This is a genomic window from Streptomyces callyspongiae (assembly GCF_047200695.1).
Classification (GTDB): Bacteria; Actinomycetota; Actinomycetes; order Streptomycetales; family Streptomycetaceae; genus Streptomyces.
On sequence record NZ_JBJZOM010000028.1, the window covers coordinates 1 to 23,989 of the forward strand.

23 protein-coding genes are annotated in these 23,989 nt (G+C 69.7%); 16 read left to right on the forward strand and 7 right to left on the reverse strand.

Annotation, left to right across the window (positions count from 1 at the left end):
• Positions 1-526 precede the first annotated feature (526 nt).
• The 9 genes from ACL06G_RS20790 (at position 527) to ACL06G_RS20830 (ending at position 8,766) form a co-directional block, all read left to right on the forward strand.
• Entirely contained in the window at positions 527-1,477 is a 951-nt protein-coding gene (locus ACL06G_RS20790; protein ID WP_412836470.1) for a DMT family transporter, read from the forward strand.
• Between the two features lie 525 nt (positions 1,478-2,002).
• Positions 2,003-2,836, forward strand: coding sequence for a tryptophan synthase subunit alpha (locus ACL06G_RS20795; RefSeq protein ID WP_412836471.1), 834 nt, complete (start codon positions 2,003-2,005; stop codon positions 2,834-2,836).
• Entirely contained in the window at positions 2,833-3,162 is a 330-nt protein-coding gene (locus ACL06G_RS20800; protein ID WP_412836472.1) for a cupin domain-containing protein, read from the forward strand. The genes ACL06G_RS20795 and ACL06G_RS20800 overlap by 4 nt, the downstream gene beginning before the upstream one ends.
• Positions 3,163-3,167: 5 nt before the next feature.
• Entirely contained in the window at positions 3,168-4,016 is an 849-nt protein-coding gene (gene trpA, locus ACL06G_RS20805) for a tryptophan synthase subunit alpha (RefSeq protein ID WP_412836473.1), read from the forward strand.
• A 174-nt stretch (positions 4,017-4,190) separates the two neighbouring features.
• On the forward strand, positions 4,191-4,703 hold the full coding sequence (locus ACL06G_RS20810) for a hypothetical protein (RefSeq protein ID WP_412836474.1): 513 nt from the start codon (positions 4,191-4,193) through the stop codon (positions 4,701-4,703).
• 298 nt (positions 4,704-5,001) lie between these two features.
• Positions 5,002-6,228 (forward strand): pyridoxal-dependent decarboxylase, encoded by a 1,227-nt coding sequence (locus tag ACL06G_RS20815; RefSeq protein WP_412836475.1) that lies wholly within the window; start codon positions 5,002-5,004, stop codon positions 6,226-6,228.
• Positions 6,225-6,890 carry a DUF6875 domain-containing protein gene (locus ACL06G_RS20820; RefSeq protein WP_412836476.1) on the forward strand — a complete coding sequence of 222 codons (666 nt, stop codon included), beginning with the start codon at positions 6,225-6,227 and terminating at the stop codon, positions 6,888-6,890. The genes ACL06G_RS20815 and ACL06G_RS20820 overlap by 4 nt, the downstream gene beginning before the upstream one ends.
• Positions 6,887-8,161 (forward strand): MFS transporter, encoded by a 1,275-nt coding sequence (locus ACL06G_RS20825; RefSeq protein ID WP_412836477.1) that lies wholly within the window; start codon positions 6,887-6,889, stop codon positions 8,159-8,161. The genes ACL06G_RS20820 and ACL06G_RS20825 overlap by 4 nt, the downstream gene beginning before the upstream one ends.
• A 146-nt stretch (positions 8,162-8,307) precedes the next feature.
• Entirely contained in the window at positions 8,308-8,766 is a 459-nt protein-coding gene (locus ACL06G_RS20830) for a hypothetical protein (protein ID WP_412836478.1), read from the forward strand.
• Positions 8,767-8,990: 224 nt separating this feature from the next.
• On the opposite strand, the gene ACL06G_RS20835 is transcribed toward ACL06G_RS20830, so the two are convergent.
• Entirely contained in the window at positions 8,991-9,479 is a 489-nt protein-coding gene (locus tag ACL06G_RS20835; RefSeq protein ID WP_412836479.1) for a hypothetical protein, read from the reverse strand.
• Positions 9,476-9,685 (reverse strand): hypothetical protein, encoded by a 210-nt coding sequence (locus ACL06G_RS20840; protein ID WP_412836480.1) that lies wholly within the window; start codon positions 9,683-9,685, stop codon positions 9,476-9,478. The genes ACL06G_RS20835 and ACL06G_RS20840 overlap by 4 nt, the downstream gene beginning before the upstream one ends.
• Before the next feature lie 257 nt (positions 9,686-9,942).
• Between ACL06G_RS20840 and ACL06G_RS20845 the strand changes: the two genes are divergently transcribed.
• A complete protein-coding gene (locus tag ACL06G_RS20845) occupies positions 9,943-10,782 on the forward strand; it encodes a helix-turn-helix domain-containing protein (protein ID WP_412836481.1) in 840 nt (279 codons plus the stop codon).
• A complete protein-coding gene (locus ACL06G_RS20850; protein ID WP_412836482.1) occupies positions 10,779-10,982 on the forward strand; it encodes a DUF397 domain-containing protein in 204 nt (67 codons plus the stop codon). Before ACL06G_RS20845 ends, ACL06G_RS20850 begins: the two co-directional genes overlap by 4 nt.
• 73 nt (positions 10,983-11,055) lie before the next feature.
• Here ACL06G_RS20850 and ACL06G_RS20855 read toward each other — a convergent pair whose 3' ends face one another.
• Positions 11,056-11,205 carry a hypothetical protein gene (locus ACL06G_RS20855; RefSeq protein ID WP_412836483.1) on the reverse strand — a complete coding sequence of 50 codons (150 nt, stop codon included), beginning with the start codon at positions 11,203-11,205 and terminating at the stop codon, positions 11,056-11,058.
• 153 nt (positions 11,206-11,358) lie between these two features.
• Entirely contained in the window at positions 11,359-11,628 is a 270-nt protein-coding gene (locus tag ACL06G_RS20860) for a hypothetical protein (protein WP_412836484.1), read from the reverse strand.
• Positions 11,629-11,776: 148 nt separating this feature from the next.
• On the opposite strand from ACL06G_RS20860, the gene ACL06G_RS20865 reads away from it, so the two are divergent.
• From ACL06G_RS20865 to ACL06G_RS20875, 3 genes are all read left to right on the forward strand, one after another.
• Complete coding sequence (locus ACL06G_RS20865) at positions 11,777-13,045, forward strand: hypothetical protein (protein ID WP_412836485.1); 1,269 nt, start codon at positions 11,777-11,779, stop codon at positions 13,043-13,045.
• A 174-nt stretch (positions 13,046-13,219) separates the two neighbouring features.
• Positions 13,220-14,185 carry a DNA-processing protein DprA gene (locus tag ACL06G_RS20870; RefSeq protein WP_412836486.1) on the forward strand — a complete coding sequence of 322 codons (966 nt, stop codon included), beginning with the start codon at positions 13,220-13,222 and terminating at the stop codon, positions 14,183-14,185.
• Complete coding sequence (locus tag ACL06G_RS20875) at positions 14,182-14,925, forward strand: ComFC family protein (protein ID WP_412836487.1); 744 nt, start codon at positions 14,182-14,184, stop codon at positions 14,923-14,925. The genes ACL06G_RS20870 and ACL06G_RS20875 overlap by 4 nt, the downstream gene beginning before the upstream one ends.
• A 1,035-nt stretch (positions 14,926-15,960) precedes the next feature.
• Here ACL06G_RS20875 and ACL06G_RS20880 read toward each other — a convergent pair.
• From ACL06G_RS20880 to ACL06G_RS20890, 3 genes are all read right to left on the reverse strand, one after another.
• Positions 15,961-16,176 (reverse strand): GtrA family protein, encoded by a 216-nt coding sequence (locus ACL06G_RS20880; RefSeq protein WP_412836488.1) that lies wholly within the window; start codon positions 16,174-16,176, stop codon positions 15,961-15,963.
• A gap of 209 nt (positions 16,177-16,385) precedes the next feature.
• Positions 16,386-17,387 (reverse strand): lysylphosphatidylglycerol synthase transmembrane domain-containing protein, encoded by a 1,002-nt coding sequence (locus tag ACL06G_RS20885; RefSeq protein ID WP_412836489.1) that lies wholly within the window; start codon positions 17,385-17,387, stop codon positions 16,386-16,388.
• 372 nt (positions 17,388-17,759) lie between these two features.
• Entirely contained in the window at positions 17,760-18,158 is a 399-nt protein-coding gene (locus ACL06G_RS20890) for a hypothetical protein (protein WP_412836490.1), read from the reverse strand.
• 592 nt (positions 18,159-18,750) lie between these two features.
• Between ACL06G_RS20890 and ACL06G_RS20895 the strand changes: the two genes are divergently transcribed.
• On the forward strand, positions 18,751-21,447 hold the full coding sequence (locus ACL06G_RS20895) for a cation-translocating P-type ATPase (RefSeq protein WP_412836491.1): 2,697 nt from the start codon (positions 18,751-18,753) through the stop codon (positions 21,445-21,447).
• Between the two features lie 525 nt (positions 21,448-21,972).
• Complete coding sequence (locus ACL06G_RS20900; RefSeq protein WP_412836497.1) at positions 21,973-23,805, forward strand: APC family permease; 1,833 nt, start codon at positions 21,973-21,975, stop codon at positions 23,803-23,805.
• Positions 23,806-23,989 lie beyond the last annotated feature (184 nt).

The following is a 23,989-nucleotide window of genomic DNA, read 5'->3' on the forward strand; positions in this document are numbered from 1 at the left end:
TTGGCCGCACCGCCCGAAGGGCCCGCGGCCCTCCCCTTCGCCGTGCTGGCGCTGTGGTCCCTCATCGGCTTCGCCATCACCTACCGCATGATGGCCCGACGCCCCTGATCCACACCCGGCCCGCGCACATCCCGGGGCTGGAGGAGGCAACAGAACGTCCCTCCACCCCTTCGCAGCAGGACCGGGAGACTCCGCGCCCAGCTTCGATTTTCGGAGTTCTGTCGGGGGTCTGACCTGTGCAGTGCGACACGTCGGAAGCGGGATGCGACATGGGTGAATTGCGATGCTCAGTCCCGCGGTTCTAGCTTGCCCACGTGAGTACCGGTACCGGTCTGAGTACTGACCTGCCGGAATGGTGACGCTCCGTCGCATGTTGACGATGAAACGTGGCGGCCAGTTCCAGGGCGACGCCCCGGGCCGGCCTGCGCCGGGTGCGGTAGTGGCCGCGGACGCCGCGTCCTGACCATCGCGAACCCGCCTGAAGCCGGCGCCAGTGACGCGCGCATGTCGACAGGAGTTGGAATTCATGAACGTCGCAAGCTGGGGACGGTTCGGTCTGCTGGCCGCCCTCTGGGGATGCAGCTTCGCCCTCATCAAGGTCTCGCTGGACGCCTTCGAACCGCTGCAGGTGGCCTTCGGCCGGCTGCTGGTCGGTGCCACCGTGGTCATCGCCATCATCGCCGTGAAGCGGCTGTCCGCACCCACCCGCAAGGTGTGGGGCCACGTCGCCGTGGCGTCCGTGTTCGGCAACGTGCTGCCGTTCTTCCTCTTCGCCTACGGGGAGCAGTACGCGACGGCCAGCATCGCCGGCGTCATCCAGGGCGCCACGCCGCTGGTCACGATGGGCGTCGCCGCGGCGGCACTGACCGACGACAAGCCGACGGCGCGCAAGGTCACGGGCCTGCTCGGCGGGTTCGCCGGTCTGGTCCTGGTCGTCGGGCCGTGGCGCGCCGACGGTTTCGGCTCCGTCGAGGGGCAGTTGGCGTGCGTCGGCGCCGCGGCGAGCTACGCCGTGAGCTTCGTGTACGTACGCCGGTTCATCGCACCGCACAAGCTTCCCGCGCTGTCGGTGACCGCCGGCCAGCTGGTCTCCGCCGCCGTGATCACCGGACCGGTCCTCGCCCTGACCACGGGCTGGACGCCTTCGGGAGACGTCACGGCCAAGCCGGTCCTGGCCCTGTTGGTCCTGGGAGCCGCGTCGACGGGTCTGGCCTTCGCGCTGCTGAACCGGCTGATCGCTGACGTCGGTCCGACGACGGCCTCCGGCGTGAACTACCTCGTGCCCGTCTTCTCGGTGATCGTCGGCGCCACCGTGCTCGGCGAGACGATCAGCTGGAACGTGCCGGTGGGCGGCGCCGTCGTCATCGCCGCGCTCGCCCTCGCCGAGGGGCGGCTGTCGTCCCTCACCCAACGCAGCACCAAGAACGACGACGCCCCGGCGGCCGACCCGAAGCCGGAAACGGAACGCGTGCGGTAACGGACCCGCCGACCCGGCCGCGATGGTGAACCACCTCGCCCGTCGTCGGCCGCCGCGCGTGGACTCCGGTCCTGTGTCGGGGCGACGAAGCGGCCCGCGAGGTCCTCGTCGTCGCGCTTGTCTCAGGCCCGTAGACGTTCGTACGACGGCAGCAGCGCCCGGACCCTCCCAAGGCCGGGCGCTTCGCTGTGCGTGATTCCGCGGTCGACGAGGCGGTGGCGGCGCGTTCGTCAACCGAACCCCTGGAAGCCGAGTGCGAAGACCGCAGGGACGAACGCCGAGCAGGAAGCCCGCTCGTTCAAGCCGGGATGTGCCGTGAGCTGTAATTCCTGTCAAAGGGTGCATGGTTCGCATGTGCGGCTTCGCGTGGTGGGGTGACTTTCGAGGCTCTCTTTGCGGGCTGGCCTGCGGGGTGCGACAGGCCGGAATCCGGGTGCGACACATCCGAATTGCGAAGTTCGTTCCGTGGTTCTAGCTTCTGCTCACTGTTCGGAGTACCGCATCGTCTCGGGGGTTTGTCGCGTCGTGTCCACCACACCTGATGCCACACCGCTGGACGGGCCGCTGGCCGCGGCGCGTGCGGCCGGCCGCCCGGCTCTGGTCGGGTACCTGCCGGCCGGCTATCCCACTGTCGGCTCGTCACTGTCGGCGCTGCGGGCCCTGTCCCGGCACGTCGATGTCATCGAGCTCGGCATCCCGCGGGTCGAGATGTTCACCTCCGGCCTGCACCGCACAGCCCATCAGCGGGCGCTGGAAGCAGGCGCCACGGTGGGCATCGCGCTGCGGCTGGTCCGGCATCTGACGGCCGGTATCGACGTGCCGGTGCTGGTCAACACCCACTGGCGGCCGATCGCCCGGCACGGCGTCGCAACCTTCGCCGCCGCTCTGGGGGCCTCCGGCGCGGCCGGCGTGGTGCTGCCCGAGGTCCACCCCACCGGCCCGGCGGGCAGCCGCTGGCGCCTGGCGGCGGCCCGGCACCGACTGGCCACCGCCTTCGTCGCGGGAGCCGACCAGCTCGCGGCCGCAGCACGCGCCTCGACAGGCTGCGTCTACGTCCCCGGCCTGCTGACACCCACCGCACGCAACATCGACGCCCTCACCCTGACCCGGCGCCGTGGCCAGGTGCAGCGCTGGGCTCCCGCAGGCATGCCGATCGTCGTCGGGCGCGGTATCACCAACCCCGCCCAGGCCGCCGCCCTGGCCACCCCCGGCAACGGCATCGCCATCGGATCGGCCCTCATCCAAGCCGCCGAGAGCGCCACCGACCCCTCCTCGGCCATCGAACACATCGACCTGTGCGCCCGCCGCTTCGCCCACGCCCTCACCCGCCCGGCACGGATCGGTGGAGCCGCGGCATGAGACCCGGATTCACCCTGACCCGGTTCGGCGAACAGCTCGACCACTTCCAGATCGCCCCCGGAGTCACCATGGCGCCCCTGGCCTGGACCCGCCACGACACACCGCTGCCGGCATCCGCGTTCGTGTGGTTCGCCCCCGGAGCCCGCATCGCCGGCGACCATCACGCCGACTCCGCCGAGATCACCGTCGTCCTGCGCGGCGAACTCACCGACGAATCGGGCACCTACGGCCCCGACGACGTCCTCACCGCCGAACGCGGCACCACCCACAGCCCCCACACCCAAACGGGCTGCTTCCTCTACGTGATCTTCCCCGACCGCAGGTGACCACCATGAACCCATCCCCTTCACCGGCGGCACGCCTGGACGCCGTCTTCACCACCGCCCGCACCGAACACCGCCCCGTACTCATCGGCTGCCTCCCCGCCGGCTACCCCACCCCGACCGCCAGCTACACCGCGCTGCGCCTGGTGGCCCGCCACGTCGACATCCTCGAGATCGCCCTCCCCGCGCCCGTGCCCGTGCTCGACGGACCCGACATGGCCCACGCCGCCGCCACCGCACTCGACGCCGGCACCACCCCGGCCACCACGATGAACCTCATACGCGCCCTGACCCACGCCACCGACACCCCCATCACCCTCATGTCGTACTGGGACCCGATCAGCCGTCACGGCCCCGACGCCATGGCCGCAGCACTGGCAGCAGCCGGAGCCGCCGGAGCCGTACTCCCCGACATCCACCCCCACGGCCGTGCCGCCACCAACTGGCGCGCCGCCGCCACCACGCACCGGCTCCACTCCACCTTCCTCGCCGGTGAGGACCAACTCGCCGCCGCGGCACTCACCTCCACCGGCTGGGTCTACCTCCCCGCCACCTGCGGCCCCACCGGAACCCACACCGGCATCAACCTGCCCTACCTACGCCGCCGCCTCGCCCAAATCCCCAACCGCACATCTCTCCCCGTGTGCGCCGGCATCGGGATCTCCAGCCCCCAGCAAGCCGCCGCCGTCGCCCGCAGCGGAGCGGACGGCGTCATCATCGGCTCCGCCCTGCTACGCGCTCTGACCCACGCCGCCACCCAGAACCAGGGCCTTGAACAACTCGATCGCTGCGTCGCCCGCTACGCGCAGGCTCTGCGCCGGGGCGCGGGCGCGGCCGGTTCGCTTGAGGCGGCATGACCATCCGGCGCCGCGAGGGAGGAGGTGGGCGCGTGTTGCGCGGATTAAGACTGTGAGCTGGGAAAACAGCCCAGCGTGTTGCCACCCGGGGACCGGCCGTCCAGTCGCCAAACTCAGCCGGCCGGTCCGCGGGCCCTACCTATCACCCGCACTGCGAATGACAGGAGCATCGACGTGCGCACTCTACTGCGCCGCACCACCGCGACCGCGGTGGCACTGGGCACCCTCACGGCGGGAGCCGTGACCCTGGCACCGACTGCTTCGGCCGCCTCGTGCACGAAGACCACCAAGACGGTCGACCACCCGGGCTACTACGGGCCCTGGGCCGACAACTGGACCCTGACCGCGCGGATGTGCAGCTACCGATCCGGCAGCTACATCTACTCCCAGGCCCGCCTGTCCTGGGACGGCCCCTCCTGGCTGGGCGACCCCTCCCAGATCTTCGACTCGGCCGCGTTCCGCGTCTATCTCAAGAAGCACAACCGAGACGGCAAGGACCCCGTCCGCCGCTACAAGACGTTCTGGATCCAAAACCGCCTTGAGGCCGGTGACGGCTCCTACACCACGTCCTGGATCGGCTACCCGATCTCGAAGTGGGCCCGCGGCGACGGCGCCTGGAAGCTCGGCTGGAACAACGACGGCCGCGGCTGGATCCACTACGGCGTGAAGGCCTCCCCCCTGGTGTAGCCACACCACCCGTAAACGCCGGGCCGGCCGGTCACCGGGGAGCCGACCGGCCCGGGCGCAGGGCGCCGCACCAGCGCCCGCGCAACGGCGGGGCTGGGGCCGCGGCCCGCACCGGAGGGGAGCGGACCGAGGGCCCCAGCCCCGCCACCACCCACACCGCGCTTGTTCCGGAACGGCCCCCGTCGCATTTCCCGCCCGCACCGCCCCGCACGGCCCCGCACGGCCCCGCACCGCCCCGGGCCGCCTCGGGCCGACCGCGACCGTGCGACCACATGTCTTCCAGTCAGGAGAGAGCTCTGTGCCTGCAGCCGAGACCGCACCCACCCCTGCGGCAGCCGACCAACACCCGGGCGACCAACCGCCCGGCGAGGAGGCATTGCACATCGGCCGTACAGGAGTGGACCCGCACGCGGACGCCGCACACATCCGCGACCTCGTCGAAGCCCAACGGCACAAGGAGGCTCGGCACATCGGCTTTCCGGGCAACCTCGCCCCCGACCACAGCGCCGCCCTCGCTCCCGCGCTCTCGGTGCTGTTCAACAACGTCGGCGACCCCGACAGCCCCGACACCTCCGACGTGGGCACCAAGCCCTACGAACAGCAGGTCATCGCCTTCCTTGCCGAACTCTTCGGCGCCCACCGCGACGACGTCTTCGGCTACGTCACCGCCTCGGGCACGGCTGCGAACGAACACGGCCTCCACACCGCCCGCACCCGCCTGCCCGACGCCCCGCTCTACTACAGCCCCGGCAGCGCGCACTATTCCATCCCGCTCCTCGCCGGCAAGCTCCGCATCGAGGCCGTGCCCATCGCCAGCAACAACGACGGCACGATGAACCCCGCGGCACTGCACGCAGCCTGCGCGGCCCGCCCGGGCCGCGCAGCGATCATCGCCGCCACCATCGGCACCACCATGACCGGCGCCAGCGACGACCTCCCCGCCCTGCGCCACGCCGCCACAACCGCCGGCACCGTGCACCTGCACGTCGACGGAGCCCTGGGCGCTCTCATCGCCGCCACCACTCCCGGCCTCCCCGACTGCGGCTTCACCGCCGGCACCGACACCCTCGCCCTCTCCGGCCACAAACTCCTCGGCTCACCCATCCCCTACGGCATCACCCTCACCCGCACCGAACACACCACCCCCACCCGCAGCGGCCCCTACACCGGCGCCACCAACCACACCCTGGACTGCTCCCGCTCCGGACTCGCCGCCCTCATCGCCTGGCTACGCCTGCGCGAGCTGGGCCGCACCGGCCTGCAAGCCATGGTCGCCCGCTGCCAGCACAACGCCCACTACCTCCACCACCGCCTGAAGGCACTCGGCGCCTACCAGCCCCATCTGCACGAAGGCGCCCTCACCGTCACCTTCAACGCCCCCGCACCCTGGGTGACACACCGCTGGAGCCTGCCCGTCGTCCACGGCCGCGCCCACGCCATCACCGTCGAACACGTCACCCGCCCCCTGCTCGACGCCTTCCTCGACGACCTCGCCCACGGCATGCCCGAAGAGGCCGCCGCATGACCGCCCCGCACCCCTTCATCGCACCCGCGCGCGAACACGCCACGATCCTCGCGGACTGGCTGCGCAACTCCGTCGCCGCCCCGCACCCGGACCTGGGCCGCCGCGGCGCCATCTGCCCCTTCATCGAACCCGCCCTGGACGCCGCCGCACTGCGCGCCTACACCTACCCCCTCCCGGCCGGGAACCCGCCACAGGTCCCGGAGCTGGTGGCGATGCTCGGCCGAGCACGAGAGGTGTTCGCCGACCTGCCCCACCCCGAGAGGCCCGGCGCGCACGCGGCGCTGATCGTGCTGCTGCCCGACCTCACACCCAGCCAGTGGCCACTGGTCGACCGCGTCCACGCCGCGGCGAAGAACGACTTCGTCGAACGCGGACTGATGCTCGGCCAGTTTCACCCCGACTGCCGCGCCCCGGCGGTGCACAACCCCAGCTTCCCGGTGAACCGCTCACCGATCCCACTGCTGGCCATCCGCCGCATGCGCCCCCACGACCTGCGCTTCCTCCACACAGACCCCGACTGGTTCGCCCACTACGCGCAGCGCTTCGGCCACCTCTACACCGACCACCCGGGCACCAACGCCAACCCCCTGGCCGGCCTCTACCACGCCACCGCCGCACGCCCACGAACACGCCACGACCATCCCGAAGGTGAGGCCCAGTGACCGGCTGGTGGGGCGTGGTCACCACCCCCCACACCGCCCGCCTGCTGTCCTGGGCAACCATCGGCCGCCTCCCACACGGCATGGTCCCACTCGCCCTGGTCCTCCTCGTACGCGCCAACGGCGGCAGCTACCAATGGGGCACCGGACTGGCCGCCCTCTACGGCCTGGCGCTCGCCGCCGGCCAACCCGTCCTCGGCCGCCTGATCGACCGCACCGGCCAGACCCGCACCACCACCGTCGCCGCCCTGATCTCAGCCGCCGCGACCGCCACCCTCACCATCGACGGCATCACCGGCCACCACACCACTGCCGCAGCACTCACCCTGATCGCCGGCGCAGGCTGCCCACCCCTGGAAGGCTCCCTACGCGCCCTGTGGCCACTCCTCGTCGGCGACCAGGCCAAAGACGCCGCCTACAGCCTCGACGCCACCAGCCAGGAAATCGCCCACATCACCGCACCACTCCTGGTCGCCCTCGGAGCCCTGACCGGCGGCCCCCGCGGCATCCTCGCCGCAGCCGCCGCCCTCGGACTGGCCGGCGCCGCCGGCTTCGCCACCGCCCCACCCTCCCGCACCTGGAGCCCCCACCCCGACACCGGCACACCCAGCGCCCTACGAGCACCAGGCATGTGGATCGCCATCGCCCTCCTGGCCGCCTTCGGAGCCGTCATCGGCGCCGTCTACACCGCCGGACCCGCCTACGCCGAACTCTGGAACACCCCCTGGCTGACCGGCGCCCTCCCCGCCACCCTGTCCTGCGCCGCCATGGTCGGCAACGCCCTATGGGCCTACGCCCGCTGGAAGACCCCCCTCCACAGCCGCCTGGTCACCTTCGCCGCCACCTACGCACTCTCCTGGCTCGGCCTGACCACCGCCACCACACCCGCCCACGCACTCGCAGCCATCGCCCTCAGCGGCCTGTTCTTCGGCCCCCTCCTGACGACCTGCTACCACCTCATCGACCACCTCGCCCCACCCGGCACCACCACCGAGGCCTTCTCCCTACTGGTCTCCGCCGTCTACCTCGGCCTCGCCATCGGCACCCGCACAGCCGGCAGCCACACCTCCACACCCGCCCTCCCCCCGCTACTCGCCGCGCTGGTCCTCTTCGCGCTCACCATCGCGCTGCGGCCCGTCCTGCACACCTCGCCGTACCGGACGGCGGAGCCGCTCCTCCCCGTCCGGCGCCCGGCCCCCGAGCGCAGCACCGAAACAGCCACCCCGGCCAGCGATCCCGGAGAACGGACTGCTCGCGGGAGGACGACTTCATGACCTCCATCCCGCCGCGCCCGTCCCGCTCCCGCAACGGCCCCCGGCCACCACCCCGAGCCGGTTCATGCGGGAGCGGACATCCGCGACCGGCATCAGGAACCACCCACCACCCGGCACCCACCCGACGCCCCTCGGAGGCACCAGACATGAAAACCACAGCACGCCGAATCGCCGCACTCACCGCTGGCGCCCTCGCCATATGCGCAGGCCTCTTCATCGTCCCTCCCTCCGCCAACGCGGCCATCATCGGCTCCTGCGGCAGCGGCTACTACAAGATCGACTCCTACGACGTCGACCGCGGCCGCACCACCGTCGGCCGTATCGACCTCTACTACTCACCCACCACCGGGAACAACTGCGCCCTCGCCCGCCCCCACAGCAAGCTCTCCGGGAAAGTCCGTCACATCTGGGTCTGCATCGAGCCCAGCCAGTTCTCCTCACCGGGCATCCGCGACTGCGACGGCCTGGGCACCGGCGAGAACTTCCGGTTCTACGCGGGCCCCGTCTACACCTACGCCCGCCACGACTGCATCGACATCAAGGGCGGCATGAAGAAGGACGGCCTGCTCTACAACGGCAGCGCCTTCAACGCGCACTGCGGCTGACACACCCCCAGCCCCCAGGCCAGTGCCCCCAGAGCGGTTCATGCGGGAGCGGACTCCGCGACCGGCACCCGACACCGCAGCGCTCGGGACTGAGTAGCCACCAGGCATGTGCGTGCAGCCACCTGCATGCAGTGAGCTGAAAGGCCGTTGCCCCCGGGCGCGTTGTCCCGGGGGCAACGGTGCCTCGGGCTGTCCCACGAGGGTTGCCGGTCGGGGAAGCGGTCTCAGGGGCGGGGTGTGCGCGGGTCGTCGTGCAGGAGGAGCGCGGCGTGGGCGAGGGCGGCCGCGGCGGTTTCGCACAGTGCGTCGGGGTCGGTGGTGGCCGGTGCCGGGAGCAGTGGGGGGACGATCCAGCGGCGTCCGCACCGGGCCCGGTGTCCGCCGGCGGCGGTGAGGTAGGGAGCGGGCGAGCGCATGGTGCCGCGGGCGGTGCACACGGTGCCCGGGAGCGCGGGCCAGGTGCGGGCGGTTCCGGTGGGGACGAGGATCTCTACGGTTCCCCGCGGGGGGACTTCGAGGACGGGGCCGAGCCACAGGCCGTGGGCCTGGAGGCGCAGGACGGTGTCGATGCCCAGGGTGCGGGTGGCGCGCACGACCTCCCAGCACCGGCCCACCGGGACGGAGACGGCATGGCCGGTGCGCCAGGCGATGTTGACCTCGGCCTCGTGGGCGCCGGATCGGGTGGCCCACTCCAGGGCCTGGCTGCGGGTCATGGCTGCATCTCCGTGGGGCAGGTGGGGCAGACGCGGACGGGCCATCCCAGACGGCCGCCGTCGCGGCCGAGGGTGTAGGCGTGGCCGCCGGGCCGGAGCGGGCCGGTCTGGCCGCAGGCTGCGCATGCCTGTCCGCGCAGGCGGCGGCGGAGGTCTGCGGTGGTGCCGGCCGCGAGGTCGATGGTCGCGGCGCGGATGTCGGCCATGGGGTCTCCGGGTGGGCGCACACCTCCACGGCGATCACCTGTTGTGATCTGAAGCACACTGGGGGTGTCGTAGGCAGGATGCCAGGGAATCCGCGAAAGTTGAAGTCGCTTTTGCAGATTCCGCATTTCCGGGGATGTGTGCCGGCGCCCCGCGCTGACGTGCCGCAGGTACGCTCACCCGCAGATCACGCGCCCCGCACCCGGGGCGGAGAGGGGTGGAGATGGCCGCCACGCGACCAGCCGGACCGGCAGGACGTATGCAGATCGCCCGCGGCCTCCTCGCACTGCGCGAGCGGGCCGGACTGACACAGGGACAACTCGCCGACAAAGCCGGGTGCAGCAAGGCCACCGTCGGCCGGTACGAGGTGTGGCAGGACCGGGCCAAGGTGAAATGGGCGACGGTCAAGGCCATGGCCGAGGCGTGCGGCGCCACCGCCGCCGAGCGCGAGGCCCTGGTCGCTCTCGCCAAGTCCCAGGGCGAGGGCTGGTGGGTCGGAAACAAAGCCGTCCCCGCCTGGATGGACCCCCTCATCTCCTTCGAGGCCGCAGGCGACTTCGAGCACGTCTACGCCAACTCCGTCGTCCCCGGCCTGCTGCAAACCCGCCCCTACGCATTCGCCCTCCACCAGGCCCACGAGGCCCGCACGCCACCGGAAGAGATCGAGCGCATGGTCGACGCACGCATGCAGCGCCAGACCATCCTCGACCGCGACCCGCCCCTGCACCTGTGGGTCGTCCTGGACGAAGCCGTACTCCACCGCATCGTCGGCGACCACCAGGTGATGGCCGACCAGCTCGACCACCTGCACCGCATGGCCCAGCACCCCCACATCGACCTCCAGGTCCTCCCCTTCGCGCTCGGCGCCCACGCCGGCGCCGGAGGACACTTCGTCATCATCGGCCGCACCGACGAGAGCGAACCGCGCAACGCCATGTCCGTGGTCTACATCGAGTCCCGCGCCAGCGGCTTCTACCTGGATGACGGCAACGACGTCGCCGCCTATAAAGTCCACTTCGACTACCTGCGCAGCGCCGCCGCCGACAGTGCGGCGTCCTCGCGGATGCTCGCCGACGCCGGACAGGAGTTCTCCCGATGACCCACCCCACGCCCGAGCAACTGGACAGCGCCGCCTGGATCAAGAGCAGCTACAGCGGAGGCGGCGGCAACGAGTGCGTCGAAATCGCCCACGGGGACACCTGGATCGGCGTCCGCGACTCCAAGAACCCCGCCGGACCCGCCCTCGTACTCTCCCCCACCACCTTCACCGCACTCCTGACCACCATCCGGACCACCTGACCCGACACCCCGAACCCGGAAGGGAGAGGGGCGCAGCCGATGCTGGCTGCGCCCCCTCTCCCGTGCTCCGCCTTCAGTGCTCTCCGGGTTCCACCGGGTGCATCACCGACGGATCCCACCAGAACGCCAAGGTGTAGTTCCCGACGATGCCGCCCCGCTCCAGCTGCACATCGACCTGATAGGCGACACGGCCGTCGGGATGGTCCAGTCGGGCCTCGACCACCGCCGTCCGCCACGCTCCCTCGGTGCGGATCCGCAGCATCGGCTGTCGGCCGGGAGGAAAGACACGCACCGCGGGCCGTGGCCCGTCCTCGGGGCGCCAAGGCCGCGCCGGCTCCGCCTCACCGGGCGACTGTCCACTCGACACAGGCAGCGGTCACACAGCGCGGGAGGCACGCATCAGCGCCGCCTGGAACTCGTAGGAACCGTGCTCGGCCACCAGCCCGGACGCCTCCACCGCAGCACGCAGCTCGTCCGCAGCCGCCGTCGCAGCAGCCATCAGCTCCGCGGACCGGACCATTTCCTCCTCCGGCCATTCCAGAACCGGCACCCCCACACTGCGGTGGTGCTCGGCCACCGCATCGAACGCCGCGTTCACACGAGCCTGCAACTGCGCCAATTCGATCGGAATCTCCAGATCTGCCACAACCCAGAGCCTACCGAGCGCAGCCACCCCAGCCGTCCGGCCCACGCCGCCTCACCGCCTGACGCATCGGGAGCTGGAATCGGGGATTCGTCGGTGCGCGGCCAGGCCGGTTGAGATCATGACAGGAGGGGCAGTTCATGATCACGGCATGACGGTAGGGGTGGGGATGGACGTGACGAGCACGGTGCGCGCGGTCGCGATCGACTACATGGCGCTCTTGCGCGGGCCTGGGCGCGCCCACGACGGGATCGCCGACTTCCTGCAGTGGCTGGATGACCGCGACATCTCCTTCGTGTTGCTCACGACCGATTCCCTCGACGCCGAAGCCGCCATGAGGGCTGCCGGCCTGTCCGCCCCCGCTCTTCACCTGTGCCGCGACGACATCGCCGACAGGCGGCCCCGCGGCAGCGGGGCCTGGCTGCTGACGGTCGCCGAGCGCCTCAGGCTGCGCACGAATCAGCTCCTCATGGTGGGAACCTCGGAGTGGGACTGGCGTACCGGCATCAACGCCGGCGTCGTGCACGTCCACGCCCGCTGGGCCAGCCACGTCCGCAACAACAAGGGCATGCTCACCCTGTCGGCCGACGAGCCGGCGGACGTCGGTGAGCTCTTGGAGCACTTCCTCCTGGACGAGCCCCGCTGGGCCTTCAGCCACGACGATGACGCCCGCTCCTTCAAGATCCGGTCGCTATTGCCTCCCAACGTGCGGTTCCCCCAGGAAGTCGGCCGGACGTTCGAGCTCCAGGACGTCTTCACCCGCGGCCGCACCATCACCGTCGGCACCCAGGACGCCCGCGACATCCTGATGCTGCGCCTGCTGTCCTCCGCCTACCTCGACGGCACCCTGCCGCACCGCAGCCTCTTCTGCGTCTACCCCAGCAGCTCCCCGGGCCAGGTCAGCCAGCAACTCGCCGGCTTCCTCACCAGGGCGAAAGTGATGGTCGGCTCCTACTACCGCGAGGACCTCCTCGAGCGCACCGGCCAAGCACCAGACACCAGCCTGGAACGGTGGAGGAGGAGCCGGGGCGAGGCGAGCACGGCGGACATCTCGATCGGCGCCCAGGCCCGCACCGTCCGCATCAACCCCAAGTACAAGGGCAAGCTCAAGGGCAGGACCGTGGTGATCTTCGACGACTTCACCACCGAGGGCAAATCGATCGAGTGGGCCAGAATCCTCCTGACCAGCGCCAAGGCGGAACAGGTCATCGCCCTGACCATCGGCAAGTACGGCGCATCCCGTCACACCGCCTACCGGCTGCGCCCCGGTACGACGATCGACCCGTACCAGGTCAGCTACCACCTGACCGCCACGAACTTCGTGACCACGCCCGTCACCGGAGCTGCGGGCCCGGGTCCCGACGACGCTCTGAAGGCCACGATGTCCCACTACATCGCCGCCGAGCAGAGCGCCGCCTGACCGCTCGCCTCCGGCGTACGGAGCGGCTCCACCGACCAGGCAAGCTGAAGCGGCCACCGACCCAGCCGCGCCCTTCTCTCCCGCACGCAGACCGCGTACGCCATGATGGAGGTGGCCCGAGCGCCTCGCTTCATCCTTCGAACATCACGGGGCCACGAGTAGAAGGACACACCGATGGACCTCGATATCACCGCTGAGCAGCACGATCTGCTGACCCTGTGCGCGCTGCGCACCGGCGACGCCACCCTCGATTGGAGCCTGCTCGCCCGCAGCGCCCAGAGCCCCGAGGGCCTGGCCGCGCTCATGGACGGACAGGTGCGCGAGGACTCGCGTGCCGCGATCAAGAACCGGCCTCTGCTGCAGCAAGCCCTGACCGCAGGTCTGGACGACGCCCGTGCCCGCGTCGACGACGAGCTGACCGCAGCCGGCAGGGTCGGCGCGCGCCTGGTCACGATCCTCGATGAGGACTACCCGGCGAATTTGCGCGTGATCGGCAACCTGCCGCCGTTCCTCTTCTACCGCGGCGAGCTCGACGAGCGCGATGCCCGTTCCATCGCCGTCGTCGGAACCCGCCAGGCCTCCGAGGACGGGCTGCGCCGGGCGGCCCGGATGGCCCGCGAGCTCGTCGAGCACGACGTCGTAATCGCCAGCGGCCTCGCGAAAGGCGTCGACGCCGCCGCCCATCAGGCCACGCTCACGGCCGGAGGCCGGACGTTCGCCGTCATGGGCACCGGCATTGCCGCCTCCATCTACCCGGCCGAGAACCGGCCGCTCGCCAAGGCCATCCTGGATGCGGGCGGGGCTCTGCTGAGCCAGTTCTGGCCCACCAGTCCACCAGCGAAGTACACCTTCCCCCGTCGCAACGTCGTCACGTCCGGCACCACTCGTGGCAGCGTCGTCATCGAAGCATCCAGCACCTCCGGCGCCAAGATGCAGGCCCGCCTGGCCGCCGAGCACGGCAAGCTCGTCTTCCTGATCCGCTCCCTCGCCGACACCCAGCCCTGGGCGAAGAAGATGCTGGACGAGGGCCAGGCGATCCTGGTTACCTCCTCCAGCGACATCACCGATCGCCTCGGCCAGGCAGCGGACATTCAGGCCGCCGGCCAGCAGCGCCAGCAGCTCGCCCTGGCCGGCCTGTGACGGCAGGTCTCCCGGATCCGGCAGGCTTCCCCGACTGCCCGGTATGCGCCTACCGCGACACCGGCACCGCCCGCCTGTGCTCCGACTGCGCCGGCCGCACCCTCCAGCCCGTCGCCGAGCCCCACTGCCCCGTCTGCTCCCAGGCCCTCACACCCGGCCAGGCCTGCAGCAACCGAGTGTGCTCGTTACCGAAGGCCGAGCGGGGCTTCTCCCGCGTCGATGCGGTGGCCATGTACTCCGGGGCCCTGCGTGACAAGATCCACAAACTGAAGTACGAAGGGAAGACCGGCTGGGCAATGATCTTCGGGCGGCTCCTCGTCGGCTGGATGGAAAGTCACCCTGACCAGATGCGAGAGGTCGACTACGTCGTCGGCAACCCCACCAACCGCGGTCGTCAGCCCATCCAGCACATCGAGGCGATCATGGACGCCGCCTACACGGAGGACGTGACCCGGGCCCTCCCGCTCAGCCCACCAGGCGCGTACCGACTGGTGAAGCAGGCTGAGACGGCACGGTCCGCAAACCGCCCCCTGGACGAGAAGCGTGCGGCCGCTACCGCACATGCCGCTGCCCTGACCTGGACCGGAGACGCCCGCGACATCAAGGGCTCCACCATCCTCCTCGTCGACGACATCTTCACCAGCGGATCCCAGCTCCAGTACGTCGCGCGCCGACTTCGGGCATCCGGTGCCGCCGACGTCCGCGGACTGGTCCTCGCACGCGTCCCCTGGGGTGGATGACTCCGCTGGATCCCGGGCTGGCGAGAGAAGCGGACGATCCAGTCCGTCACGGGAGAACGTTGAGGAACGCCGTGCCCCGAGCCCGCCCGGGACGCTGACCTCTGGGCGCCGCCAACGTTTGGCCGCGTGCGGAGCGAGATGATCACACGCCCACACGCGGCGGCACGGCGGCAGACTCATCTGTCAGCCTCCGTAGCGAAGCCGGAGCCACAGCATCACCACACCCGCTACCGCTGTGCCTGCCCCGTACGCCAGCCCGCGGATGAACTGCCTGAAGACCACGCGGCGCTGCACGTATGCCTCGCGACACGCGTACGAAGCCAGCCTCCGAAGCCTGCTAAAAAAACTCATGGAACCCCCCAAGAAAGATGGAAACAAAAAGGGAATGCGGCGGTCGATGACCCGTCAGTCGAGGAGTCTAGGGCGCCACCCGGGGGCCGGGAAACCAAGTGCTCTAAGGAGGTATCCGGACAGTCTCGCGGACAATAATCCGGACAATAAAAAAACGGTGTCCGTCTGTCCGGAGCATTGTCCGGACACTGGCCGCGTGAGTCCGGACCGGTGTCCGGACGTCCGGACACCATCCCAAGACAGAGTGAATAGTGGCAGGTGGCAGGGCATGGACAGTGGCATCCGCTCCCGCCGGATATCCAGCCACACCATCCAGCAGGTGTCCGGGCGCTGACCGGACATACGCCAACCGTGTCCGGACATGAATTAAAGCCCTTCATTGCCGAATAAATACTGTGACGCGTCTCACATCGTCAAACGCTCTGGGGAACGCCTCTAAGCGCCGCTGAGAGCTCCAGTAGCATCAGTGAAGACGGCGAGGAAGTAATTAAGCGCATTCCCCAAAAACCGGTACTGTCCACGCGAACCGAGTCTGGAACCGCCGCCTTCGGAAGACGATCTCCATCACCTACAAGGTCGTCAGTGTGCCGATACCGGCGATCTTCAGTACGTTCCCGCCCCACAGGTCATCCCACCCTGCGAGCTCACCGAGATACAGCACGCCGCTCTCCAGCCCCAGGCCGATCACGCTCGACGTGGCGAAAACCCCTCCGATGCCATGCGACGCGAGCGGCGCCCCCTGTAGGCGTAGTAGCGGAAACCGGAGTAGTTCGTGGCGATGGCCGTGCATGTCGCCAGGACACCGCTCCACAGCGTGGAGAACCCCACGAACTGGCGGAAGACGTTGAACACCGCGATGTTGACGGCGACCCCGAGGCCTCCGACCACTGTGAAACGCAAGACCTCCTCGACCAGTCGCCACCAGCGAGACGCCATGACCTCGCCGGCGCCCTGGACACTTCGGATGCTGCCCCGCACCGCCACACCGTTCCTTCCACCCCGGACCACCGCACGCCATCGAGGGCAACACTGTGCACACAGGGCACCCCTACCGGTCGGCGGCCGCGCCCGCGGGCCGGATGGGACACACGAACGGGCGTCACGGCCGATCACCCCGGGCCCCTCCAGGTCAGGCGCCGGCGCCCAGTACCGAGGAAACTCACGCCGAACCAACACCCCCAGCCAATCGGCTGCAGCGCCCAGTAGCTGACCATCCGGTAGAGCAGCGTCCCCGCGATCGCCTGCCCCGCAGACAGCCCGTGGAGCACCAGCAGCGCTGACAGACTGACCTCCACCACCCCCAGACTCCCCGGCGTAAGACGCAGACTGCCCGGCACCTGAGTGAAGGAGTAGGCCAGCAGCAGGCCGGCCCACGGGACGGCGATGCCAAGAGCCCACAGGCAGGCCGCCAGACACGCCGCATCGCACAACCAGTTCAGCACCGCGGCACTCGCCTGAACCGACCACGACCTCGCCGTCTGGCGCAGGCTCGCCGCCTGGGAGATCACCTGATCCAGCGCTGCCTGGGCCCGCAACAGGCGCGGGGAGCGCCGTGTCGCCCTCCTTGCGAGACGGAGGACCGCCGCGCGGAAGTGAGCGGACCGCCACACGAGGACGACCGTCACACAGGAGCCGACGGCCAGGACAGTCACGGCGACCGCCGGTAACAGGAATCCGAGGGTTCCAAGGGTGCCGGTGACGCCGATGCCGGTGACAAGGAGCAGAGCCAGCGCCAGGAAGGACAGCACGCCGGAGAGCATCAGCGCGGTCACGGTCAAGGCCGCACTCACGTGTCGCCGAGTCAGCTGGCGGAACATCCAGGCGGTGGCGAACGCCGCACCACCCGGCAACGCGCCGGCTACCGCGTTGCCCGCCACCGCCATCGCTACCAGGTGCCGCAGCCTCAGCCGGGCCCCGCCTGAACGCAGCAGGCCGTGGGGGACGACCGCGAAGCACACCAGAGACAGGCTCTGAAGCCCCACGGCGACGCTCACCTGCGCCACACCGGCTTGCGACAACAGGCTCACCGCACGTAGCAACTCTTGGCGTTGCCAGAGGGACAGTCCCGCGGCAGCACCCAGCAGGAGGACGGCGCCGAGCCACCACTTCACACCCGGTGAGCGATACGGCGGGGGCCGCCCCCACAACAGGTGGCCCCGCGCCTCCTTCTGCCGTGCCTGCCCAGACCTCAACACATCCTCCAAAGATCAGGACTTCCCCGGCCGGGCTCCCGCGTTCAGCGGGGCGCAGCAATCCGCGCGCGCGACCGGCCTCAGCGCGGTAGAGGCTCGCCCAGGAGAACCCCGGAAGGCAGCGGCCTTTGCGGCTTCCTCATCTCCACCCGCGCATCGAACGCCGCAACCCCCGCGTGCAGAGATGTGACGGCACAGGCAACTGGCCGTTGAGTACCTCGCGCGGACGCTCCTCCCGGAAGGCACGATGGCAGTGCCGCGCGTGGCCGACCTGCAACACCACGTAGGCAATCACCGCGTGCCGCCGATGCCGTTCTGGACGGCAGTGTGGACGTCGCGGATGAGGTCCTGCTGTGCCGCGGTGAGGCCACACAGCGTGGGATCCCTGCTATTGGAAGTGGCCCGCACGCCACAGATGGCCAGATTGCCGAAGACGTACTTCTCGGGGCCTCCGAGAACGGCCACAAGCATCGTGGCCGTCCGGTTCGGCGGGTAGGAGCCGCTCAGGAGAGAACCTCGGCCGATCCGTCCTTCCAGACCAGGCGTGCCCCAAGTGGCGCGATGGATGAGGAAACCGGCGGCTGCCCATTGCTCAGGATCGGTGTCCTGGTCCATCCGGGTCACAACACCCTCACGGAGCTCCAGGCGACCATCGGAAGAAATCAGCGCAAAGACATCGGTATCGGCCACGCATCCTCCGAACGATGTCTTTCGTGTGAGCGAGGGACCAGCGGTGGGCACCGTGCCCCGAGCCGATGCCGACTGTGCCCACTATGCACCGCCGAAACCGCTACGCCCCGACACAACGCGGCCGGGCCGCCTCCCATGAGACGGCACGTAAGCAGAGTCCGCACGCCGAATCCCCTCACCCGGGGCCGACCGGAGGCGGGCAGATCCCCTCACCTCCGCGATCAGGAGGCCCCCTCTCTCTCGAAGGCGTGCAACGGCCGGCCGCGCACACGCCGCCTCGACCGTGAGAACCCAGCGCCTCTCAGACAGCCAGCTCTCCACCACGGCCCCGGTCTCGACGGATTCGGCTGGCCCCAGCCGAATCCGACCAGGCCTTGCGCCACGCTGGTGGACATCCAGCATGGCCGCCCGAGTGAACCAGGCCAGGAGACCGGCTGGCTTCACCATGCCTCCAGGCGGCTGGGTCGAACGGGCGTGAAGACCGCGCCGCGTGACGTCGCAGGACTAGATAGGGATGAAATCTGTGAACGGTAAGGCGCATGGCGAAGCACGTTCCGCGGTGCCACGGGCAGCAGATGCGCCGCTGAGACAAGTGGATCCCGAGGAGCGTGCCGATCTCGTACTGCGGGACCTGCGAAGTTCGGCAGCCGGGCTCTCTCAGCGGGAAGCAGAGCGGCGACTGGTCCAGTTCGGACCCAATGAGCTGCACCGGCGCGGAGGACCACGCTGGCCCGGCCAGCTGGCTCGTCAGTTCACCCACCCGCTGGCATTGCTGCTGTGGGCGGCGGCCGCTCTGGCATGGGTCGCGGGCATTCTGGCGGTGTCCGTAGCGATCATAGTCGTCATCGTCGTCAACGCGGTGTTCGCCTTCGCCCAGGAGACGCATGCCGAGCGGGCGGTGGAGGCCCTGGCCGCCTATCTTCCAGCCCGGGTGAAGGTCATCCGTGATGGCCAGGAGCGGGAAGTGGAGGCCCGCGCCCTGGTGCCCGGCGACGTGCTCGTCATCGAGGAAGGCGACAAGATCTCAGCCGACGCCCGGCTGCTCCAAGGGGGCCTCGAGATCGACCTCTCGTCGCTGACCGGAGAATCCTTGCCTGCATACCGGTCGGCTGACCTTGCCGATACCCGCGTACCGCTGCTCCACGCCCGTGATCTCGTCTTCAGCGGTACCACCTGCACACAGGGACAGGCACGGGCAGTGGTGTTCGCCACCGGCATGCACACCGAGATCGGGCGCATCGCGGCACTGTCCCAACGAGTCGGGCACGAGATGAGCCCCCTGGAGGCGCAAGTCCGCCGGGTGGCCTGGCTGATCGCCCTGATCGCCGTAGTACTGGGAATCGCATTCCTGCCAGTTGCCACGTACGGAGCGGGCCTGCCGCTGACCGACGCAGTGGTCTTCGCCGTAGGACTGCTCGTAGGCAACGTGCCCGAAGGACTGCTTCCGGTCATCACACTGGCCCTTGCGTTGGGCGTGAGGGGACTGGTGCGGCAGGGAGCTGTCGTCAAGCGGCTCAGCGCAGTGGAGACTCTGGGATCGACCAGCGTCATCTGCACGGACAAGACCGGCACCCTGACCGAGAACCGGATGCAGGCAATGTCGGGGTGGACGGCCATGGGGGCACACCCGCTGGTACCGCAGCCATCCGGGGAAGACGACGCGGCACTGCGAGGCATGGGCGTGGTGATGGCTCTGTGCAGTAACGCCGACCATAGCCCGGACGGCCGGATGACGGGCGACCCCACAGAGGCGGCGATGCTGGAAGCCGCGCAAGAGCTCGGCCCCGTGCCGGCCGCCGCAGAGCGGGAACAGCGTAGACGCCACCAATTCCACTTCGATCCGGTACTGAAAATGATGTCCACACTGGATGACCGCGACGGGCAGACTTGGGTCCACACCAAGGGCGCCCCAGAAGCTGTGCTACCGCGCTGCACCACGATGGTGGAGCACGATGGCCAGCACAGGACACTGGGCCCCGAGCAGCGCCAAAGGGTCGAACGCCAGGTGGAAGCGTACGCCGCCGACGGACTGCGTGTCCTGGCTGTGGCACAACGCCCCCTCGCCGCCGAGGAAGATCTCCCCAGCAATCGGGAACAAGCCGAGAAGGATCTCGCTCTGCTCGGTCTTATCGCGATGCTCGACCCGCCACGCCATGAGGTCCCCGCCGCGGTCGCAGCTTGTCATGCGGCCGGAATCCGGATCGTGGTGATCAGCGGCGACCACGCACTGACCGCGGCCGCCGTCGCCCGGCAGGTCGGCATCGGTGGAAAAACCCCCTTCGTGGTGAGCGGGGACGAGCTGGAAGTAATGAGTGAGGCCGAACTCGACACGATCCTGCGCTCCCACGCCGAAGTGATCTTCGCCCGGAGCTCACCGGAAGCAAAGCTGCGCATCACCGACGCCCTGCGCGCCGAACAACAGATCGTGGCGATGACAGGCGACGGCGTCAACGACGCCCCAGCCCTGCGCCGCGCAGACATCGGTGTAGCCATGGGCCGCACCGGTACCGACGTCGCACGGGAAGCGTCGATCATGGTGCTCACCGACGACAACTTCGCCACGATCGTCGCCGCTGTCCAAGCCGGCCGCCGTGTCTACACCAACATCCGCAAGTTCATCTGCTACATCTTCGCCCACAGCACGCCGGAGGTGGCTCCGTTCCTCGTCTTCGCCCTGGGCGGAGGCGCCATCCCGCTTCCCCTGACCGTCCTACAGCTCCTCGCGTTCGACGTCGGCACCGAGACACTGCCTGCTCTCGCACTCGGGCGCGAACCTGCCGAGCCAGGCCTGATGAGACAACCGCCCCGCTCGCGCGCCGAGAACGTGATCCGCGGCCCGATGCTCCTGCGCGCCTGGCTCTTCCTCGGCCTGATCTGCGCCGTCCTGCAGATGGCCGGGTTCTTCTACGTGCTCTTGGACGGGGGCTGGTCTCCGGGATCCCCCACCGGGCCCGGCAGCGCGCTGCACCACGTCTATCAGCAGGCGACCACGATGACGCTTCTCGGGATGATCGCCGGCCAGATCGGCACCGCCTTCGCGGCCCGCACCGAACGTGCCTCCCTGCGGTCCGTCGGCCTCTTCAGCAACCCGCTGCTGCTGTGGGGCATCGCCTTCGAACTCGCCCTGGCCGCCCTGCTCGTCTACGCCCCGCCCTTCCAGTCGCTTCTGGGCACCGCCGCACTTCCCCCGACCTACCTCGTGCTCCTCCTGCCTTTCCCTTTCATCGTCTGGGGCGCCGATGAACTGCGCCGCTGGGGAATGCGCCGCCATGCCGCACACGGGCGCTGAGCACGTAGCACATCTCCCAGAGCGGCGTTCGCGCTGATGACGGAAGCGAGTCCGTCATCGCCGAGTCGACCGCACCCCCAGCTATCCGGACGCCGCGCTCCACGATGCCGGCAGCCGGGGCAGTGTCGCTGGCGTCCGTCAGCTGGCAGAGCGCGGATCATGTGATCCGTGGCCGAAGCGAAGCATGACAGGACCGAGGACACAGGACCGCCTGGCCCCGGCACCCTGCTGCCCGTGCTGAGCCGCGAGCAGCAGGCGGCGCTCGTGGCGATCGGGCGATCCTGGCAAGCACTGGTGGCTGGGCCATCGGTATGGAGGCGGGCACTGCCGGTAGATCCGGACTTCGCGCGCCTCCCGGAGCGCGAGGAGGTGGCGCCCTCACGTTTCGTGCGGGTGGCCTCGATGCCACCGCTGCCCCCGGGCGGCGGGAAGCCTTCCGTGCAAGATGGTGGTGCTGCCGGTGCGAAGATGCGGCGGTGGCTGTTGGGTGCGCCGCTGCGAAACTCGGCTTTCGTCACGGAGCGGATGCGCAAGCTGGTGGCGCTGCCGGTGCTTGCGGCGGATGCGTTGTCGTCGGTCGCTTATGGTCCCGAAGCGCTGCTGGCCGTGCTGGTACTGGCCGGGGCGGCCGGTGGCGGCTACCTGCTCCCGATGGCCGGGGTGATCGTGGCTCTCATGATCACTGTGGGACTGTCCTACCGGCAGACCATCCAGGCATACCCGCATGGCGGAGGCTCCTACATTGTCGCCGGCGACAACCTCGGGCCGCGGGCCGGCCTGGTGGCAGCGGCGGGACTGATGACGGACTACGTGCTGACCGTGGCCGTCTCGGTCGCCTCGGGTATCGCGGCGATCACCTCCGCTCTCCCCGGCCTCCAGCCGTGGACAGTCCCCTTGGGCGTCTTGGTCATCCTGGTGCTACTGGCGGGCAACGTGCGCGGGGTCAGACAGGCCGGCACGCTCTTCGCCGCCCCTACCTACGCCTTCATCATCGCGATGGCAGCGCTGATCGCCGTCGGGATCAGTGACACCGCGACAAGCGGATCAGGCCAGGCCGGTTCCGGCCCCACAGCCGCCGGAACCGGATCGCTCAGCATCCTGCTGATCATCCGCGCGTTTTCTTCCGGTGCCACCGCGATGACCGGCATCGAGGCGATCTCAAACGCGGTACCCGTCTTCCAGCCGATCCCCTGGCGCAACGCTCGAACCACCCTGACCTGCATGATCACTCTCCTGGTGACCTTGTTCACCGGAATCGTCGTCCTCATCCATCTGACCGGTGTCGTGCCCCAGCCGCACACGACCGTCCTATCGCAACTGGCTCACCTCACCTTCGGGTCCAGCGTCATGTACGTCTTCATCCAGGCCGCCACCGCCGGTGTGCTGCTGCTGGCGGCCAACACCGCCTACAACGACTTCCCCCGCGTGCTGTCCCTCCTCGCCCGGGACGACTACGCACCAAAGATCTTCCTCCGCCTGGGCGACCGGCTCGCCTACACCAACAGCATCCTGCTTCTGTCCGCAGCCGCGGCGCTGCTGCTCGTCGCCTTTGGTGGAAGTACCACCGCGCTCATCCCGCTCTACGCCGTAGGCGTCTTCCTCGCCTTCACCCTCTCCCAGACCGGCATGGTCGCCCACTGGCGGCACTCCAGTGTCCCCGGCCGACTGCGGCGCATGGCCCTCAACGCTTCGGGAGCCGCCCTCACCGGCCTGGTTCTGCTGGCTGCGGGGATCGGGAAGTTCGCCGCCGGCGCCTGGGTCTCCTTGCTCACCGTGGCGGGCTTCCTGTTGATCACCCGCCGCATCCACCGCCATTACGCTCTCGCCCGGCATGCGCTGCGACTGAGCCCGCACGTCACCTCACTGCCATCCGCTGCCGCCGCACCACCGCTGCGGCCGGCGCCGCCCAGCCAGGTGTCGGCCGCAGACACGCAGGAAGGCGAGGAGATCCCCGAGGAGATCCACCATCTGTGCGTGGTCCCCGTCTCCTCTCTGGATCTGGCTGCCATGCGCACCCTCGCCTACGCTGCGTCGCTGAGCCAGCCCGTTCTCGCCGTGCACATCAGCACCACCGACGAGGAAACCGACCGCTTCCGCGCGTATTGGAGCCTGTGGGGCGACCATCTCCCCCTGCATACCCTGCAGTCGCCCTACCGGGCCCTGATCGCCCCGCTCGTTCACTACATTGCCGCCCTCCACCACGCCAGACCCGACCTGACCCTCACCGTGCTCCTCCCCGAGATCGTCACCCGCCACCGCCGCCACCAATTCCTGCACCACCGCACGGCTTCACGCCTGCGCCGCGCTCTGCGCCACCTGCCACGCGTCGTCGTCACCACCGTCCCCTTCCACCTGTAGCCGAGGAGCGACCCCAGGCTTGCGATGTCGAGGCACGGCACCAGCCGCGCACGGTGGATCCGCGCAATGCGCATGGCAGCTGGCTTCTCCGGGGCTGACGGGCCGGCAGGCCGGGAAAGGGGCGGCCGGCGGACGGCACGTGCGTGAAGCGCCCGTCCGCAACCGCCGACGAGGGTATGTACGA

Excerpts from the sequence above, each read along its gene's own strand:
- ACL06G_RS20870 (WP_412836486.1), top strand. The coding sequence starts at position 13,220 with ATGGACCTCGATATCACCGCTGAGCAGCACGATCTGCTGACCCTGTGC.
- ACL06G_RS20820 (WP_412836476.1), top strand. The coding sequence starts at position 6,225 with ATGACCGCCCCGCACCCCTTCATCGCACCCGCGCGCGAACACGCCACG.
- ACL06G_RS20840 (WP_412836480.1), bottom strand. The coding sequence starts at position 9,685 with ATGGCCGACATCCGCGCCGCGACCATCGACCTCGCGGCCGGCACCACC.
- ACL06G_RS20835 (WP_412836479.1), bottom strand. The coding sequence starts at position 9,479 with ATGACCCGCAGCCAGGCCCTGGAGTGGGCCACCCGATCCGGCGCCCAC.
- ACL06G_RS20790 (WP_412836470.1), top strand. The coding sequence starts at position 527 with ATGAACGTCGCAAGCTGGGGACGGTTCGGTCTGCTGGCCGCCCTCTGG.
- ACL06G_RS20900 (WP_412836497.1), top strand. The coding sequence starts at position 21,973 with ATGCGCAAGCTGGTGGCGCTGCCGGTGCTTGCGGCGGATGCGTTGTCG.
- ACL06G_RS20850 (WP_412836482.1), top strand. The coding sequence starts at position 10,779 with ATGACCCACCCCACGCCCGAGCAACTGGACAGCGCCGCCTGGATCAAG.
- ACL06G_RS20865 (WP_412836485.1), top strand. The coding sequence starts at position 11,777 with ATGACGGTAGGGGTGGGGATGGACGTGACGAGCACGGTGCGCGCGGTC.
- ACL06G_RS20845 (WP_412836481.1), top strand. The coding sequence starts at position 9,943 with ATGCAGATCGCCCGCGGCCTCCTCGCACTGCGCGAGCGGGCCGGACTG.
- ACL06G_RS20830 (WP_412836478.1), top strand. The coding sequence starts at position 8,308 with ATGAAAACCACAGCACGCCGAATCGCCGCACTCACCGCTGGCGCCCTC.
- ACL06G_RS20800 (WP_412836472.1), top strand. The coding sequence starts at position 2,833 with ATGAGACCCGGATTCACCCTGACCCGGTTCGGCGAACAGCTCGACCAC.
- trpA (WP_412836473.1), top strand. The coding sequence starts at position 3,168 with ATGAACCCATCCCCTTCACCGGCGGCACGCCTGGACGCCGTCTTCACC.